Raw genomic sequence first — 17,189 nt, forward strand, 5'->3', positions numbered from 1 at the left:
TAAATGGGAATCAATTAACCATTGTCAGAATGTAACCAGACTACTTTTTGGGTTGGTTCATGTTGCTGGCCGATAATCTCACGGTAGAGATCGGGTCGTCGGGCGTTGATATAGCGATGTCCACCAGCCTGTATTAGTTTTTCGGGTATTAGTGTTGCAGTAACAAAACTATCGTCAAAGGTTTGGCATTCGGCCAAAATATCCCCGAATGGGTCCAAAATCATAGAACAGCCATTTTTTAACTGATCGTCATCCATACCGATTGGGTTTGAGAAAATAACATAAACCGCATTGTCATAGGCTCGGGCCGGTAACCATTTCATGAGCCAACTGCGTCCTTTCATTCCGTCGAATTCCAGGCGTAGGGAAGTCCGATCGTTTTCACGGTTTTGCCAAAGCTGCGGGTCTACAAAACCTGCACCAGGTCTTGATGAAGGTGTACACATGGTTACGTGTGGCATAAAGATAATGTCAGCTCCCAATAATTTTGTGGCGCGTACATTTTCAATGACATTGTTATCATAACAGATCAAAATACCACATTTCCATCCTTTGAGTTCAAATAGGGTATAGTTTTGTCCTGCTGTTAAGTGGGGATTGATAAAAGGGTGCAGTTTGCGGTGTTTTGCAATTAAGCCATTTTTGTCTACGCAGATATAAGGCTTATATAAATTGTCGCTTTCATCCTTTTCAAACAAACCCGCAAGAATGATGATGTCATATTTGGCTGCTATAGCTATTAGCTGCCGGGTACTTTCTCCGTCGGGAACAAGTTCGGCGATAGCAAGCATTTGCTGTTTATCTAAATTTCGTGCAAAGGTATAACCTGTAATAGAGCATTCATGAAAGGCAATTACGTCAGCTCCCTGGGATGCTGCCTCTTTTGCCAGTCGCTCGATGACAGCCAGATTATAGGCTTTATCCCCACTTTTATGCTCAAATTGTGCCGTTGCAATTTTTAATTTGTCCATATCTCTTTGATTGATCTACGACAAAACTAATCCAAGGGCGTTAGCTAAAATTGTACAAACCCGACATCTGATTAGGACCGTCCTTAAATTCCATAAAATTTACGGCGAGCTTATTTGTGCTGTTCAGATATTCAGTAGGTGTGATGCCTGTGTATTTTTTAAACGCTCTAATAAGATGCGACTGATCAAAATATCCCGATTGATAGCAAATCGTGGTCAAATTGGTTTCGGCAGTTTTATGGCGAAGTAACTTTAAAAAGGAGTGGAGTTTAACGATACTACCAAATTTTTTAGGACTCATTCCAACCTGCTCCGCAAATATTCTTTCCACATGTCGCTCGGTATAGCCGCTATAGTGGACAAGTTGTTCAACAGTCACTAAGCCTTTGTGGTAAGTAATATGTTGTAATATTGTGGAAAGTAAAGTAGGATTTAGAGACTTGCGTTGAATAGTTAATTCATAAAAGAAGCTATTTAATGCATTTACTTTTTCAGTTGGCTGTTTAAGATGCCGAAGGCTGTCGTAGAGCTTTTTTGCGGGCTGTCCAAACACATCCTGTGTAGCAACAATCTGTTCTTTTAATTCACGAGCAGATATACCCAGTAACTTGTAGAGCCCATCCGGCTGGAATACAACAATAATAAAGGGTGTCTGTTCCGTCAAAACAAGATCCTGAAAATTACTGAACTGACCGTATAAAAATGAAGAGGGTAGATGTTGGCCGTCATTGGTTGTCAAATGAACTTGTTCAAGAAGAAATACAATTCCAGTATTGCCATCGGAAAATAGACGAAGTGTTTTATGCGGATCACCCACACTTTCCAGGAAAAGGTAGTGTTTGATGTATGGAGATAAGACTTCTGGCGGGAGAATCTGCATAATTTAATTCGTGAATTATATTTCAAATGTAGATATTTCTCGTTGTGGTAGATTAAAATTAGTATAACTTTTGGAGACAGACTAGCTATTTCGCTAAACTATTGTTACCCGTAATGCTACTTTTCAGAATCTAACTGTGCTTTTAAAAGCCTCAATAATTTATCGACTTTAACTAAGTATTTATCTTCAGCCATCTTTGGAATTTTTATATTATTTTCATTATTATATTGATTTAATTCCTTAATATTTTTAAGTGTTGTAGGAAATGGCTGAATATGAATTGTTCCAGCACCAAACAACTCTGTTATAGCTAGCTCAAGTTCAGAATTTATTATATAACAAGTTTGAATTAAGCCGATTGTCTCAAATATTTCTTTCTGGTAAATAGATGTATCTCTCATCAAATTAGCAGCTCTGTCAAATTCTTTATTAGATTGTTCCAAATCCTTTTCGTCAGAAAGTAAATTAAATTTTGCATAGAAATATTCTGCCTGAAAACGTGTTCCTAGATGAAATATTATCGACTGAATCCAAATATACTTGTAAGCGAGTAACCGTGAATAGGTAATTCGTCTGTTGTCATATTTCTTTTGATTTTTAAAAAGCTTAAAAGAATTACGGTATGAAAGAATACTTCCAATAAAAATTCCGAATAATGTAAAGAATGCTGGAATTAGTACTTTCAAGATATCGCTGTTAAATTGCATATTGTTTGTTGTTTAGAAGATTGTCTATCTCGCAAGGATTCCGCAGCTTGGCGTCAGTAGCGGTAAATTTAAAAAAAATATTCTGTGATGAAGAATTTCAAAAACCGTTAAATTTTCGGACAAGCATATGACAGATATTGTACCAAACGGCTGTTAGCAGCTGTAACTATTTCTCAAAAATCGCTAAAAACTTTTGCGCAACTGGATCAAGTTCTTTTGTCAATCCGACATATATATTATCGAATCCTCTAACGACTAAAAAAATCGAAGCTGTCAAAATTGCAATATAAAATTCAGAAGTTAATAAATCACTTGGTTCAATAAAAATAACTTTATGCATAGCTATAAAAATGCCAACTGCCGCTTCACTTATACCATAAACACATCGAAATTTGAGTCTTACATAAAATAATAGCAAACCCAAAATTAAGATTGAGAAGACGGTTATGAATGCCGACCAATTCCTCGAAATTGTTGGTGATTTTACATATAAGTATACATCATTGATTACAACTCCAATAGAATAATATATTGGGCCCAACGCAACGATAAGTAATAATGCTATTATCAATTTTTTTGGGAAACTGAAATTTTTGGTTTTTTTAACTATAAAGAATAGAGCTATAAAAATTATTGAGTAAATAACTAAAATGATTTTTCCGCTATTCAATAAAAAATCAGATAATTTCCTATTTTGACTAGCATATATAATACAAGAAAGCGCAAAAATTAGAGAAATAAAACGTCCGTGAGGGGAAAGTTTTAATTTAATTTTTATTTTGTCTTTCATTGTAAAGTCTACTTATTATATCTGCTAACGTTCTGCCGCTTGGCGTATTAACGGCAAGTTAAAGAAAAATGTAATAAGAAATAGTAAAGCTTTGAATATTTTCCCAAAAAGACAAACTAGCTATTACGCCAAACGGCTGCTAGCGGTAGTTTTTTTCTCTTTGTATATAGTTTTTATAAAATAAACACTTGTTACTTTTTCATAATAAAAGATGAATTTTAAATTATATTTTGAATCAAGATTCATAAAGACCATACAAGTTTCTCCTTTCTTATCAAAAGTACCAACCTCAGTGAAAAACGCTTTTGTGATTAAATATATAACGTGTTCTGGGTTTATGACATCATTTATATCTGTTCCTGTAGAAAGAGGTTTTCCATTCATGCTAAAGTGCTTTAAAGCATGAAACAAACCACCAGTAAAAGTCCATTTTCTTTTTTTTCGAGGGATTTTGTCAATTTTTCTATACAAGTCTAATCTTAAAATTTTATTTTCTTCTCCGTCATCTAAATTATCATAAACCCAAATGAAATTTTCATTGCCATAAATTCTAATTGCATCTTTGAGCCTAGAATGTAAAAATCTAGTTTTATTTAATGCATGAACAACGCTTACTGCATTTCCATTTCCAAAGTTTTTAGGGAATTGCCTTTTTGCTTCAAATAAAACTTCTTCTATAATACCAAGAAAAATATTTGTTCCAGCATAATAGAAATCTTGATTGTCAATAGATACTTTTCTATAGTTTTGAATTGGGAAAGTAACTTTTGCATAATTCTTATCTTCCTTTTTCATTAAAGCAAGTGAAATTTTCTTAGCTCTTACTTGTAATCTTTTATACTCTTCTGGTTCAATAAGTTTTCTTTGGATCATTCTATTTTCTTTTTTGCAGAGGCGTGAATAAAATTATCGCTAATGTTTCGTTGCTTTACGCAGTTGCGATGCCAGCGGAAAATTTATTTCTGTTAAAGATAAAGTTTTTTCGTGAAGAAAACGTCAAGGTAACTAAATAACCCAGCTATTGCGTGAAACCGCTGTTGGCGGTAGTCTCTCTACATAAAATTATTTACTCTTAATGGTAAGAAAATTTCTTGATGATTTTCTTCCATTTTTTTACCAACTTTAGCATTTATGTTCACAAAATAAATTCGATCTGCGAACTTTACCATTTGTCTCGAACCATTTGCTCGTACTGATAGTTTATCAATCATTTCTCGTGGAATTTTACCTTTTAATTGCTTAAATTGTTTTTCTTCAAAATCAAATGTTGCAATATAAGTTTCGTCTTCAATATTAACTCCAGCCGACATCGTAAATTCATTTGGATCTAACTGCCCAATATGGAAAATTGGTACTTGAAGAAATATCATTTCTTCAAATTGGTCAAAACCTAAACGTTTTAAATGCAAGCCAAAATCTTTTTTAATAATATTTTCAGAATTTTTAAAAATGTTTTCAGGACTTAGAAATTCTTTAATTTGTGACCAATAACCAGGAATCGCCCTAATTGGAAAATGTAAGAGCGGTTCATTTTTACTTATGTTGTAAAGAGTGAAATAGACACCATTACATAATACAAAATAATTTACTCGAACTTCACTGTGTATAGCATAAGAGTAAGCTTGTTCGACATGAATTGAATTTATTGTTGATTCAGAAGGAGATTTAGCATCTAAAATCCAACCAGGTTTTCCATTTATTTCAAATATATAATCGGGAATTATATAGATTTTTTTTCTTTGCGAACCAATCGAAACATATGGATGGGTTAAATTTCTACTACGAATTATTTGATAAGGTTGGCTTGCTGAATATCCTAAGTTTTGAATAATTGGTACGATAATTTCTTCTCTTACAGAATCTTCTTTAAAATCTGGATGATTCAATAAGTCAAAATTGAAATTTTCTAAAACATTGAATAAAGGTGTATATTCCATTTTAAACGATTCATGTTAAAATTACCGCCAACGTGCTGCGGGCTTGGCAATAGTAGCGGAGCCAGCGGACTGACTGTTATCTAGCTAAGATAAGATTTTCTGCGGAAAATCAACAAGTGATTTAAGCAACAAATCAGCTATTTTGCCAAACCTCTGTTAGCTGCTGGCATTATTAATTTCCAATCTCTTTTTCAAAAAACAAATAATCAAAAACTTCAAAAATTTTGTGGCTTTCTCTTATTCCACCGCAACTATTATTTTCAAAACAAACGGTAGTTAATATACTATTTTCTATTAACTTTTTTACAAAGTCTGAAGGTTTGCCGTAGTAGTGGTTTTCTGTTCTTTTATATTCTTCAAATTTCTTAATTAATATATCTTCGGGAATTGCATAATTTTTATCAACGATAAAAGTAGAAAAACAGTCTAAGTCAAAATCAATAATAAAATCGTTCTCTCTTTCAAATTCGAATTTACCATTTCTTTTAATCCATCCCATATCTTTCCATAGTTGGCCATACTCTACGTCATTGGAATAATCTTCTAATGAGCCACGAAAATGTAATGCGTCCCAAACGCTTCCTAGATTGTATACTCTTTTTTCTCCATAACTTTCTGTTTGATGTTTACTAGAAAACGAATATGATGCTTTTGAAGAATGAAATAAAAACACATTATTGATTAACCCTAATTCCATGCCTGCTTTGACCCAATCATCATCTGAGGTTTTTAAATCAAACTCAGTGAAACTCCAAAACTCTCTTTCAGAAGGAGCTTCTAAATTAAATTCGTTTATTTTCTTTAATGCTGCTGCTGATGGATTTAAAAAATCATCATGATCATCAAACATAAATAAATCAATTGGAAATGTTGCTAAACCGTTCAATTTTAAAAAATAAAACACATTTAAAATTGTGCGATGATCTTCATAAATTACAACATCTGAATTATAAGTATGTTTTACATTTATGTTTGAGCGTTTTGATAGGTCGTTAATATCTGGCATATTTTTTTAGCTAAATAGGTTAATGCTTGCTGTTATTGGCTGCCTAGCCTGTTAAATCTCTTTTGGTTTTTCGAACAGTATAAATGCTAATATCTCCTTTGGTTATTTTCGAGTGACAAGTTGGACAAAGCATTAATAAATTTTCTAAGTTATTGTTTTCTGGATTTTCATCGATGTGATGAATTTCGAAATGCCCAACGTCTTCGTTAGGACAAAGTGGACATTTTGAGTTAATTTCTTTTTGGAGTAGAGCTTTGAATTTTGGAGCAATTGGGATTCGGCGTTTTTTTGTCTGAGGCTTTATATTTTTTTCGAATAAATACTTATTGAATTCAGCACATTCTGAGTAATGTTGAGTTTTTATTACTCTTGATTTTTCATTTCTTCTTTCTCTGTCGTAGTCACCTGTTACGCAAGCTGTGTCAGGAAATATGGAATTACTACTATCAAACAAATTAACTTCTGGACACATGTGCGTGACATAGAAACTTTCTCTTCCACCAATCCATTCTGTCGGTTCACCTTGAAAGTCAATTTTGTTTTTAAGATAGTCATTGGGTAGCGTTCCGTCTTCCATTAAAGCTTCAGCAATATTTTTACTGCCACTATATCTAGCATAATCAGAATTAAAGTAAATTGTACAAGCTCGTCTTGCACAATAGTTGAGAATTGGGCATCTTAATGGTAACGAATTCTGTTTTCCAATTTCAAAATATTCTTGTCGATTCATAGTTGGTTTGGATAGGTTGCCACTAACTTGTATATATGAGAAACAAACATTCATAAATCCATTCAAAATGGATGTGTAAATATTATGTTTAGCTTCGAATATAAGAAATAATCCATATAAATCAAATTTTAGCTTCGTCAACAAGGAAATATTCTTTCGGCAAATCATAAGTTTAAACAAACTCCATAAACTCCAAATGGGAGAATGACTAAGAATTATGGTGTAGTTTATAAGAGAGTACATAGAAGCGAGGAGGGACATTATCAGCTATCTTCAGATAATGATTTTTATGCACCTTACGACATTAATGCGGAAAACATTATTGAAGTATGGGCTTATGCCGCAAGTATCTCTACCCATGAATTTGAACCGGATGATCTGAGTCCGCAGACGATCAGGGAAATGTTTGGACGATTGAGAAATGAGATTATTGAGTTAAAGAGAAATAAAAAAGCCAGGCATTAAGATTGGCTTTTTGTCTGGCTATATTTAATTCTAAAAAGACACTAATTATTTGACATTGTTCTTTTCTCTGTATTTTACTAATTCTTTGTTTATCCAGGTAGTTAACCGTCCACTTTTATTTTCGCCTGCAACAAATCGTCCATCGGGTAAGATTTTACATTGACAATAATCGGTTAATAATTTTAGTTGTAGATTTTCAATGTTGACAAGTCCCGTTGCGGTCAATTTTTCTATGAAATCGACTAGAGATGTATAACCGCCTTCAGTAACAAAATTTTCTAGATTCTTGTCTGTTTCTAAATTTATTTCACCTTTTTCGCAAAGTTTTACAATAATTGCAAATTGTGTTTTGTCTAAAATAGCAGGCTGCCAGTCTAAAGATTCTGTGTTAGCTTTAAGTTTCTTATCCGAAATTACTATATGGTTGTATTTCCAGCCTTTAAGCTCATCAAGAGTTTGAACCCTACAGTCTAAAAATCTATTGGTAGGTTGCATTTTTAAGTCTTCCCCAAAAATATCATTTGATAGTTCGTATCTGTAAGATAATCTAGACCAAATAGTTTCGAGAAAGAAGTAAGCAGGTTTATGGGATGAAGAAACATAAAATGGCTACCAATTATCACCTTGTACTGGTGATACAAAAGGCATTGCGTTACCTTTGAACATTGAATACTTTCCACAAATTATGAGATTTGGGAAATTTTGCGGACCAAAACCTCCTATCATATTATCGGTACCGGTAGATCTTTTATCAAGTAGGTATTTACCGAAGGACTCTCTAAAATTATATTCATTTGAAAAACCATTATATCCCCAAATGATTCTTATAGGAAGTATTGTATCAGTCCATAGAGCATGATAGATACCTTCTTCATTTTCTGAAGCTTGATCTAAATTGTATGTTCTTAGATCTTTTTTGCAGATCTGCTTAAAGCTGTCCCGAAAAATTGTTAGAGCAAATTTTTCAGTTTTTTTATCTTCATAATAATCATATAAGAATTTTAGATTATCATACCCTTCTTCAATATCCTTCGAATACAGATTTTTCTTTACTTGAATAATAACAATTACCTGTTCAGGTCGTAATTTAAAACGATCTGTATAGGGAATAGCTTCTCCTTCGCCTTCAACAAGCATTACATCAAATTCTGTTTTACATCCAACTATAAAACTATTTGTAACAACCTTTAGATTCAGGGCACCAAAGATAGATTTGTTCAACACTTCAGCTGTCAATCCTTCAAACATTGCCCCAATGGTAGTCGGATGTTTTATATTTTGTTCATTCAGTATTTCTTTTTCTGCCCATACAAATTCATGAATCAGGTCAGCAATCGTATCTATCATGATTAAAATTAGTTTTTTTGAGTCTACAACTTTTTGTAGATTATCTGTTGATTTATTTATTCTTTACTGTTAGCTGAGTTTTTTTGAGATCTCATCAAGTTCTGATTTCAATTCTCGAAACATCAGTTTTTTTAACCCTTCGCCTGACTCAGATGTGGCAAGATAATTTTCTAAACCTGTTTTTAGATAATCGATACATGGTTTTTCATCATGCAAAAAATCACGAACATTTGAAAAGCGATAGCGCTCACCAAATAACTTTATAAAATAATGAAGGGTGGCATTTGAGCTTACGAAAATAGCTGCTAGCAGATTTTCTTTATTTATTGCATTGAATAGATGTATATCCAGTCCAAGTGTCGGCATTATCTCCTTTAATGCTGTCAGGTCGTTTGTTGATAATGAAGCAACCAGACGGTTGGCTAATTCCCTATGTTGGCCACTTTTCATTTCTTCATGGGCCTGGCTTACAATCTTTTTGAACTCCTGAATACGCTCAGTACTTTTAAAAGCCAAAAGATTTGACATTTGGTAATTATCTGTGTTGTTCCCTTTTTTTGCTATATTCAATCCCTTTATCAACCCACTTTTGACTTCATCGATTGTTTCTTTTATTAACTCTTTATCTGAGAAAAAAAAGTAGAAATCAGCAAGTAATACATAATCATAGATACTGTACTTACCGGCTATTGCATTCTTCCAAACGACTTTAGAAAGACACTCAAAATCTTTTTGGGCTAATGTGCGAAAATTATAGTTTGCTACTGTTCTAAGATCAAGAACTTCTTGTGAGGTGACAAGGGTGTTCCTGTGAGCCAGTTGCTTTTTATATTCTGAAAGATCCAAATATCCGGAAAGAACAAATTTATAAATTGACCCGAAGTAATAGTACTGTTCAATCCGCTTTGAAAGATATCGATCACAAATTATTTCGGCATAAGATTTATCCCGTTCCTCATCACTCCCGTCATCCTTTCGCCCAGCTTTTAACATTTGATAATACGAAAAATTGATCGAACTAAGATTTTTTGGGTCGCTGTAATCAGTTGATTGGATATGGCCTTTTTTTAGTTCCATTGAGATAATTATCGTAAAGAGAATGGTTTCACTCTGGAACTCCTTCTTAGCTTTTCTAAATTCAGGAAAAAGAAGCTGAAGACAATCAAGAACAAATGAAATGTTCCTTAGATTGTTTTCCTTATACTCCGTAAATATCTCTGTAAAAGTCGAGAGTTCTGTAATTAGAAAGTTATAATAATCAGGATCGGTCTTTATGAATTTTTTTGCCAATTGTGGAATAAGTTCTTCTAAAGATGGTTCAAAATTTACAGTATGTCTGATTATTTTTTCCTTGGCTTGACGGTACTTATCACTCTCAATTTTTGTTTCGTCAGCGAGAAAAAGAACTTTCAAAGATTTATGCTCGATAAAATTGTTTATAAAACCCAAAATTTCCTCTATAGGTATCTGACATCTTTCAAGATCGTCAAAACAAATGATTTTATTAGAATAGTTGAGATTTTCGACAACAACTCCATTGAAAATATCAGAAGCACTGCTAGATTTTGTAAAAAATTTTGTTATTGCATTAGTGGCATTGCTAATAAACTTTGTTGCTGATTTAATTATTTTGTTATCGTTGTTGGATAAATAAGGGATCAGCCCCAAAAACATATGGTACTCAACTGTTTCTATTTTTGAAATACCGTTCAAGGTTATATAGATAGGCTTTTGTTTCCCGGTTATGAGTGGCTTTAGTTTTTCTTTCCAGAAATAGGTCTTGCCACCTCCCCATTTTCCATTTATCATTATTGCATATTGTGTATTTTCTGCTTTTAGATAGTCTTTAAATATATCCTGAATGTGATCTGAAGTCATATTAAGTTTATTATTGCTTTGCATCAAAAATAATCAAATAAGACCACTAATTAGGAGGGAAGTAATCTTTATGAAATTATATTCCGATTATTAATTCACATAATTTTATTGACTATTGTTTATGTGTTGAGCCGTAATGTTTTTTTTTAAATAAATATTTGCCACGAATCTGCCACAATAACTTAGAGCACTTTTGAAAATAATGAGTGTAGGAGTAAAAAGCAAAAGCCTGCAAATCATAAGATTTGCAGGCTTTATAATGCTTTTAAAGATATCTTTCGATACTTCTGCGGGCTGAAAGGGATTACAGTCGAACACTTAATACCTTTTTTAACGTTTTTAGATGGGATAAAGTTATAATTAATTTACTTGTAAAAAGATTTTCTACCCCCAGATTTCAGAACATAATTTACTTATTGCATTATCTCTGCTTTGGATAAATTCAGAGATAGGGATTTGTGAATTTATATCATCATTAGCTAGAAGATACTTATGTTTTATTAAAAAATCTATTCGTTTATTAATTTTTGTTGAGAAATACTTGTCGGAGTCATATCTTCTTATTAAAATATGATTTGCAACAGAATTAAGTTGCATATAAATTGATGATTCATCTATATCTTCGTTTTCAAAATCATCTTGAAAAAATATGGGAACTAGTATAAATGATGATTGTTTTCTGCTACGCATTAAGTCCTGAAAATCGATTGATTCATGATTTTCTGAAGTAAAATACATTAATCGTGCAAAGAAGTAATGATAGAATCCCCAATTATTCATCGGTTGCAAATTACTATATACTCTATTTCTATTTTCTTGAATTTCACCAATTTTAAGTTTCAATATACTATTCAACTCGTCAAAATCAGTATTTCTAATTTCTTTTATCAACTCATACATAAAATTTCTAATGGAACTTTGTGTAATTGATTTACTTAGTAAAGAACGAAACACAGTATAGGTGTCTATAAATTTATTTACTAAATGAATTTTTTTATTGATACTTTCCTTGTCATCAATTTTTGATATGGGAGATAAAAACAATGGATAGACTAAAGACTCTGCAATTGTATAAAAATTGGTTATATATAAACTTCTGAAATTTTCATTGTTATAATTTTTATACTTAAATAAATTTATATAAAGATTGGAGTAGAAGTTAAAATCCGACTTTATAAATAAATAAAAGTCATCAGATTTTTTCAGATAAAGTTTTGAAGCGTTATTTTTCACCCAAGAGTGAAATTGTGTACCTATTAACTCAAAATCTAAATTTTCTGATCCTTTAGTCGTTGACCTTTTACTTTCTGCATATTTTGCTCTAAGCCAATTTCTAAAAAAATCTACATCTGTATCTACTCCTATTGCAGATTTTAAATCAAAAATGCGTTCTTTCCAAAACTCATTCATCTCTTCACCTTTGTCCTCGTCATCAATCATTGAAAGTAGATAACCTTTCAAAATTTCGGTTGGGTTGAGGCTCATTCCTCTGTCATTCATCGTTTCAAAAATAGTATAAGCACTTTCCATGCTAAATGCTGTAATCTCTACTAAAACAACATGATTAAGTAACCATTCGATAAAAATTTGAAGTTTATCTTGGTGCTTAAAATCTTCGGGAAATAATAAGGTAATATCTTCATAGCGGGCTATGATATTACCTATAGATTCATCTTTGGTGTTATTAAATTCTTTATACTCTTGAATCGTATCATTATCTGATAAAACCTCTAGAGAGTTTGTTATTAAATGTTCAATCGTTTCTGTTCTTGATTCTACATTTAAAATCAGCGTGTTTTTTCCACCTTTTCTAACATATAAATGTTTTTTTATTTCTGATTTCATATCTTCATCAACTACAGTATGTAGTAAATAAATCAACAGTAAAGTGAAAGATGTTAATCGTTGCTGGCCATCTACTATGGATAACTCCTTGTTATCGTCACACAACACAATAGGCCCCATGTAATAACTACCATAGTCTTTATAGCTTTCTATGGTGTCGTTTGGTTGATAATATTTATCAAAACTAATTGCTAAATCACTTATCAAGGCTTCGATATGTTTTCTTTGCCAACGATATTCTCTTTGAAAAGAATCTATTCTGAAACGATTGTTTGACAATACATCAGCCAAACTTTTGTCTTTTGCTTCTAAAAATCTCATAATTATATAAGTTCTTTAATTAATTTTTTTTGAATAAAAAAGGCATTCTCATATATGCCTAAATATGCGTTAATGGGGTCTATTTCTGCGTGAAACAGTTTACACCGCAATTCGTATAATAACTCTATAATCACCTTTGCTACTTGTTCATAATTATTGGTAATATAAAGATGTTTTACACTATCAATAATAATGGCGTTAGCTGGGCAACCGTGGCTACCGTCTGTATTTTGCTTTGGTTGTGCAATAATTATTTCGGGTTTTCTGGGGTTCATTTCACGAAAACAAGCATCTAAATATTGTTTCTTCTCATTTGGTATTGCAATGTAATTAGGCTCTGCACTTAATTCTTGTAAAGACCATTGATAAAGTTCTACCAAATGTAAGGTTCTGGTAGTTCTTCTATTATAAATTTCACACTTCCATCTCTTAGTTGTTTTAGGTAAAGTATTATCAAATACAACTTTATAATCAAATTGTCCAAAACTTACAACGTGCTGAGGAATTGCATTTCTTGTAATATTGATAGTATGAAATGAAATTCGCTCATCTTCATTTGGCATAGGGTGTGCTTCTAACTCGTAATATAAATCGCTAATGTACCTTTTGAAAGCGATAGAGTCATTATCATTATTTCGCAACAAAGAAATAATTTTATCTCTATAACGGTTGGAATTATTTTTTATATGGTCAATAATGCTTCTGTCAGAAGTGCGATTTGCAGTTTCGTCATAAAATTGGTTCATATACCATGCATTAAACGGTAACCATGTTTTGATAAACATGGTGTAAAAATCTAATTCAGACTTTTTTATCCAATTCTCTAAATATATATTTGCCATAAGCGTTCTATAATAGTTCTTAATTATTTGGTGTTATATATGCCATTGCAACTTCCTCATTTTCTTCGATGGCTATTTCTACGGCTCGCTTGGCTATATAGAGCAACTGTTCGCTTTGTTGTTTAAGGCTAAAACTTTCTTGTACCCAAGTTGCAATTTGGGTTTGAGTTTTTGGGTCGAGTATGGGGATGATTACTTCTGCGATTTCGGAAGGCTTCCAATGTTGAATGATTGAACCACCTGCATCTCTTTCTGCTTGTAGTTGTACAAGTTTTGAGTTTAAAACCAAGGTTAAATAATCTGCATTTACTTTTGGGTTATCAACTGTTAAATGTAAAATAGCACTTGAAGTAATACTTTGCAAATCTTCTGACACTTTATAAGCAATACCAACTGAACCATCTTTTGATAGTAAAATAGTATCTTTTTTAGGCTTAATTACTTCCGAAAATTCATTCTTATCTAAATGAATTTCTGGATTTGAAATGCCATATTTTGATAAATTTGAAACCCTTATAAATGGTATTCCTTCTTCTTGATATGACGAAGAACCTGGTTCTATAGACTTTTTAATAGTAACCAATTGACTAATTTGTAAATAATCTGACTGTTTTATTTTAGCAATAATTTCCTCATACTTTGGTTGATAGTATTCTGCATCGAGGCGACCGCTTTGCAAAAAGCTTTCTTTAAATGTTTTTACGTTTACGGCTTCTTGGCTGGGTACAAAATTTTGCAATCCTACGGCTTCTAATAACATTTGCTCAGCTTGTGCGTAGGTATGTTGGGATTGTAAAAGTTTGGTATCGGATAAATTAAATAAATTAGAAATTAAATTTTGAAAATTATCGCTCGGAATAAAAAGGTCTAAAAGTTTTAAATCATCTAAGTTTAAGCCTTTTTGAATTGCTCCTCTTTCCTTTCTCAATAAAAGCATCCTCCCATATTTACTATTCAAATAAGCGAGCAAATATTTTGGATTAATCGATGATCTTACAACAGTACTTTTACAACTAAAAATAGCAGGTAAATTCCTTTCAGATACAATTGCAGCATTTCCTAATGTTCCTACAACAGAAACTAAAACATCGTCTTTTTTTAACGCATATCTTGATAATCTATCGTAATCGTCTTTAGGCATGTAAACATTATCATCTTCCATTAGTTTTAATGGTTTTACATCTTTACCCCTTATGTATCTATATGTTTCATCATTTGTATAATTGTCAACTATAAATGATGATCCAAACGGACCAATTAGAAAATTTGCAACATCATTAAGTTTAAAATTTCCTTTAGATTGAATAAGCTTTTCATATTTCAAAAAATGTTTCTGATAATATTCAGCATCTACTCTTTTTGAAAATTCTAATTCAGACAAATTCACTTCACTCACTTCCAGCCCTTCTAATAAAACCTTGTATCTGGCTTCGTTAAAAGGGCTACCTAAAAAAAACTTAGTTGTTCCTTTTTGGCAAATTCTATAAAAGCTTCGGCTATGCCGTCTTGGGTAAGTCCATCGTGGTTAAAAAGGTCGTGATGTACATATTTGTGTCCGTGTTTGTCTAAGGCATCTTGTCCGTAGGCATCTTTTACATATATCTTATCACCACTGTTGTCTTTACTTGGCGATTGCATGGTAGCAAAAAAGATGGGGTAATCTTCTTTCTTCGGGCACAATGCTCCGGCTTGTGGGTCGTCGTTCCATTTTTGAGCCAGTATAACCGAGGTTTTGGTGCCGGTATGCGGTTTAAAAAAATTGCCATGAAAACCTACCACACCCAATATACGGCATCGCTCAGCTATGTACTCACGTATGGCTTTGTCACTACTATTGTTAAAGCGTCCTTGTGGCAACACAATAGCTAATCTGCCTCCGGGTTTTAAAAAATCGAGGTTGCGTTCTATAAACAATATATCTCTGCCTACTGCGGTTTGGTATTTACCGCTTGGCTTTTTGCCCAGCTCGTATTTGGTCAATATTCTACTTTCTTTTATATCACCTGCAAAAGGTGGATTAGCCATGAGTATATCAAACTCAAAATCACGATTTACGTAGCTTTGGTTTTCTTTGGTTTCGCTTTTTATTTTGCGATACCTGCGTATGTTTTTCCAACCCGTTCCGTAGGTGTCTATCCAGTCTTCGTCTTTGGTTTTTTCGTTCCAGCGTTCGTAGTCTAGCGTATTGAGGTGTAGCACATTGGTTTGTCCGTCACCCGCTATCAGGTTTAGGCAACGAGCCACACGTACCGCTTTTTCGTCAAAATCTATGGCAAATACATTGTTTTGCACATAGTCCAAAACCCTTGGTATGGGTGGTTTGGTGGTCATCATCTCATCATCTACAATGCCCTCTTCTTTGTGTATTTGATTTTTGACATAGAAAAAAGTATGCACCGGAAAACCGCAACTTCCTGAGGCAGTGTCTATCATACTTTCGCTCTCTTTTGGGTTGAGCATTCGTACACACATATCTATGCCATAGCGAGGCGTGAAATATTGACCTTTTTCGCCTTTACTGCTTTTGTTTATGAGGTATTCAAAGGCTTCATCTACCACATCAAGATTGCTATTGAATAATTTTACTTTCTCTAAAGATGCTATGCAAATGCTTAAATGCGAGGGAGAGAGTTGTATTCTAGTTTCTTTAGAAAATACGCCTTGCCACTTATCATTGGCTCTATTAAATAATTTTTGGATTTTTTCTTTTAGCTCTGTTTCGGTATCGCCATTGTTTCTAAACTCAAGGTAGCGGTTCTTGTTGCGTCCGCTTTCCATTTCGTCAAATAATTTGGTGAAAATTAATTTAAACAACTCTTCAAAAACATCTACTCCCGCATTGGCTAACACTTCATCCTCCATTTCTAAAATCAAATCTTTCAACGATTTTTTTTCGTTTACGAGTTTATCTTTTTTGATGAGGTCTTCTAAAGTCCAAGGTTCGTTTAAGATTTCAGAGAGCTTTTGTCCTGATTTTGGAATTGCAGGAATATCTTCAAAATAATTTGGGTCTTTGCGATGATAGTAGGAAATACTCTCACCATTGCTCCAAATACCTATCGGTGCACCTGTAGCGTTGCAATAAGAGTGCAATTGTTCTTTACCGTCTTTTAATTTCGGTTTTTTTATCTCCACCATGATGTAAACAGCACGGCTATCTACCTTGTCGAAAACCACTATGTCTGCACGTTTTTTCTCTCTACCAAAAGTTACGGCATACTCCAGTTCCATACGCTCGTAGGCATAATCATAATCCTGATGCAGTTTCAATAAGTATAACTGACGAACGGCTTCTTCAGGTTTCAGTACAATTTCTTTTCTGCGTACAAGACAAGTAGTGTATGGTACATTGTTTCCTTTTTTGTCTTGTTTGAAGATTATTTCTCTTTCCAAAGTTTTTATCTGTTCTTCAGAAAATTGAGAAATTTTATAATTGGTATCTTTTAGTATCTGTTGTAAAAAGCTCATAA

The 17,189-nt window shown here is 32.9% G+C and carries 16 protein-coding genes; 1 reads left to right on the forward strand and 15 read right to left on the reverse strand.

Annotated elements, in window-relative coordinates; genetic code table 11:
* Positions 1-14: 14 nt before the first annotated feature.
* The 8 genes from FJA49_RS05030 to FJA49_RS18480 form a co-directional block, all read right to left on the reverse strand.
* Complete coding sequence (locus FJA49_RS05030) at positions 15-971, reverse strand: nitrilase family protein (protein ID WP_139999503.1); 957 nt, start codon at positions 969-971, stop codon at positions 15-17.
* Positions 972-1,011: 40 nt separating this feature from the next.
* Positions 1,012-1,851 carry a helix-turn-helix transcriptional regulator gene (locus FJA49_RS05035; protein ID WP_139999505.1) on the reverse strand — a complete coding sequence of 280 codons (840 nt, stop codon included), beginning with the start codon at positions 1,849-1,851 and terminating at the stop codon, positions 1,012-1,014.
* A 116-nt stretch (positions 1,852-1,967) separates the two neighbouring features.
* Positions 1,968-2,558 (reverse strand): hypothetical protein, encoded by a 591-nt coding sequence (locus tag FJA49_RS05040; RefSeq protein WP_139999507.1) that lies wholly within the window; start codon positions 2,556-2,558, stop codon positions 1,968-1,970.
* 166 nt (positions 2,559-2,724) lie between these two features.
* Positions 2,725-3,348 carry a hypothetical protein gene (locus tag FJA49_RS05045; RefSeq protein WP_139999509.1) on the reverse strand — a complete coding sequence of 208 codons (624 nt, stop codon included), beginning with the start codon at positions 3,346-3,348 and terminating at the stop codon, positions 2,725-2,727.
* Positions 3,349-3,471: 123 nt separating this feature from the next.
* Positions 3,472-4,221 (reverse strand): hypothetical protein, encoded by a 750-nt coding sequence (locus FJA49_RS05050; protein WP_139999511.1) that lies wholly within the window; start codon positions 4,219-4,221, stop codon positions 3,472-3,474.
* 179 nt (positions 4,222-4,400) lie between these two features.
* Complete coding sequence (locus tag FJA49_RS05055) at positions 4,401-5,285, reverse strand: type I restriction enzyme HsdR N-terminal domain-containing protein (protein ID WP_139999513.1); 885 nt, start codon at positions 5,283-5,285, stop codon at positions 4,401-4,403.
* 172 nt (positions 5,286-5,457) lie between these two features.
* The gene (locus FJA49_RS05060) at positions 5,458-6,291 is read right to left on the reverse strand and encodes a hypothetical protein (protein WP_139999515.1); all 834 of its coding nucleotides are present in this window, start codon (positions 6,289-6,291) and stop codon (positions 5,458-5,460) included.
* Between the two features lie 43 nt (positions 6,292-6,334).
* The gene (locus FJA49_RS18480) at positions 6,335-7,021 is read right to left on the reverse strand and encodes an HNH endonuclease (protein WP_199758353.1); all 687 of its coding nucleotides are present in this window, start codon (positions 7,019-7,021) and stop codon (positions 6,335-6,337) included.
* A 204-nt stretch (positions 7,022-7,225) separates the two neighbouring features.
* Here FJA49_RS18480 and FJA49_RS05070 point away from each other — a divergent pair, with 204 nt between their 5' ends.
* Positions 7,226-7,486 (forward strand): S24/S26 family peptidase, encoded by a 261-nt coding sequence (locus FJA49_RS05070; RefSeq protein WP_139999517.1) that lies wholly within the window; start codon positions 7,226-7,228, stop codon positions 7,484-7,486.
* 45 nt (positions 7,487-7,531) lie between these two features.
* Here the strand turns inward: FJA49_RS05070 and FJA49_RS05075 are convergent, their stop codons facing one another.
* The 7 genes from FJA49_RS05075 to FJA49_RS05105 all read right to left on the reverse strand — a co-directional run bounded on the left by FJA49_RS05075 (position 7,532) and on the right by FJA49_RS05105 (position 17,187).
* Positions 7,532-7,981, reverse strand: a complete 450-nt coding sequence (locus FJA49_RS05075) for a hypothetical protein (protein WP_139999519.1) — start codon at positions 7,979-7,981, stop codon at positions 7,532-7,534.
* Positions 7,982-8,095: 114 nt separating this feature from the next.
* The gene (locus FJA49_RS05080) at positions 8,096-8,833 is read right to left on the reverse strand and encodes a DUF6602 domain-containing protein (protein WP_139999521.1); all 738 of its coding nucleotides are present in this window, start codon (positions 8,831-8,833) and stop codon (positions 8,096-8,098) included.
* 69 nt (positions 8,834-8,902) lie between these two features.
* Positions 8,903-10,735 (reverse strand): P-loop NTPase fold protein, encoded by a 1,833-nt coding sequence (locus tag FJA49_RS05085; protein WP_394344079.1) that lies wholly within the window; start codon positions 10,733-10,735, stop codon positions 8,903-8,905.
* 360 nt (positions 10,736-11,095) lie between these two features.
* Complete coding sequence (locus FJA49_RS05090; RefSeq protein WP_139999525.1) at positions 11,096-12,877, reverse strand: DUF262 domain-containing protein; 1,782 nt, start codon at positions 12,875-12,877, stop codon at positions 11,096-11,098.
* A 2-nt stretch (positions 12,878-12,879) separates the two neighbouring features.
* A complete protein-coding gene (locus FJA49_RS05095) occupies positions 12,880-13,719 on the reverse strand; it encodes a hypothetical protein (RefSeq protein ID WP_139999527.1) in 840 nt (279 codons plus the stop codon).
* Between the two features lie 19 nt (positions 13,720-13,738).
* Positions 13,739-15,115: a restriction endonuclease subunit S gene (locus tag FJA49_RS05100; RefSeq protein ID WP_139999529.1), complete on the reverse strand. Its 1,377-nt coding sequence runs from the start codon at positions 15,113-15,115 to the stop codon at positions 13,739-13,741.
* Between the two features lie 50 nt (positions 15,116-15,165).
* Positions 15,166-17,187, reverse strand: a complete 2,022-nt coding sequence (locus tag FJA49_RS05105; protein WP_139999531.1) for an N-6 DNA methylase — start codon at positions 17,185-17,187, stop codon at positions 15,166-15,168.
* Between the last annotated feature and the right edge of the window lie 2 nt (positions 17,188-17,189).

Source organism: Flavobacterium microcysteis, from assembly GCF_006385255.1.
GTDB classification, from domain to species: domain Bacteria; phylum Bacteroidota; class Bacteroidia; order Flavobacteriales; family Flavobacteriaceae; genus Flavobacterium; species Flavobacterium microcysteis.

Coding starts and splice junctions, on each gene's coding strand:
- FJA49_RS05030 (WP_139999503.1), bottom strand. CDS start 971: ATGGACAAATTAAAAATTGCAACGGCACAATTTGAGCATAAAAGTGGG.
- FJA49_RS05035 (WP_139999505.1), bottom strand. CDS start 1,851: ATGCAGATTCTCCCGCCAGAAGTCTTATCTCCATACATCAAACACTAC.
- FJA49_RS05040 (WP_139999507.1), bottom strand. CDS start 2,558: ATGCAATTTAACAGCGATATCTTGAAAGTACTAATTCCAGCATTCTTT.
- FJA49_RS05045 (WP_139999509.1), bottom strand. CDS start 3,348: ATGAAAGACAAAATAAAAATTAAATTAAAACTTTCCCCTCACGGACGT.
- FJA49_RS05050 (WP_139999511.1), bottom strand. CDS start 4,221: ATGATCCAAAGAAAACTTATTGAACCAGAAGAGTATAAAAGATTACAA.
- FJA49_RS05055 (WP_139999513.1), bottom strand. CDS start 5,285: ATGGAATATACACCTTTATTCAATGTTTTAGAAAATTTCAATTTTGAC.
- FJA49_RS05060 (WP_139999515.1), bottom strand. CDS start 6,291: ATGCCAGATATTAACGACCTATCAAAACGCTCAAACATAAATGTAAAA.
- FJA49_RS18480 (WP_199758353.1), bottom strand. CDS start 7,021: ATGAATCGACAAGAATATTTTGAAATTGGAAAACAGAATTCGTTACCA.
- FJA49_RS05070 (WP_139999517.1), top strand. CDS start 7,226: ATGACTAAGAATTATGGTGTAGTTTATAAGAGAGTACATAGAAGCGAG.
- FJA49_RS05075 (WP_139999519.1), bottom strand. CDS start 7,981: ATGCAACCTACCAATAGATTTTTAGACTGTAGGGTTCAAACTCTTGAT.
- FJA49_RS05080 (WP_139999521.1), bottom strand. CDS start 8,833: ATGATAGATACGATTGCTGACCTGATTCATGAATTTGTATGGGCAGAA.
- FJA49_RS05085 (WP_394344079.1), bottom strand. CDS start 10,735: ATGCAAAGCAATAATAAACTTAATATGACTTCAGATCACATTCAGGAT.
- FJA49_RS05090 (WP_139999525.1), bottom strand. CDS start 12,877: ATGAGATTTTTAGAAGCAAAAGACAAAAGTTTGGCTGATGTATTGTCA.
- FJA49_RS05095 (WP_139999527.1), bottom strand. CDS start 13,719: ATGGCAAATATATATTTAGAGAATTGGATAAAAAAGTCTGAATTAGAT.
- FJA49_RS05105 (WP_139999531.1), bottom strand. CDS start 17,187: ATGAGCTTTTTACAACAGATACTAAAAGATACCAATTATAAAATTTCT.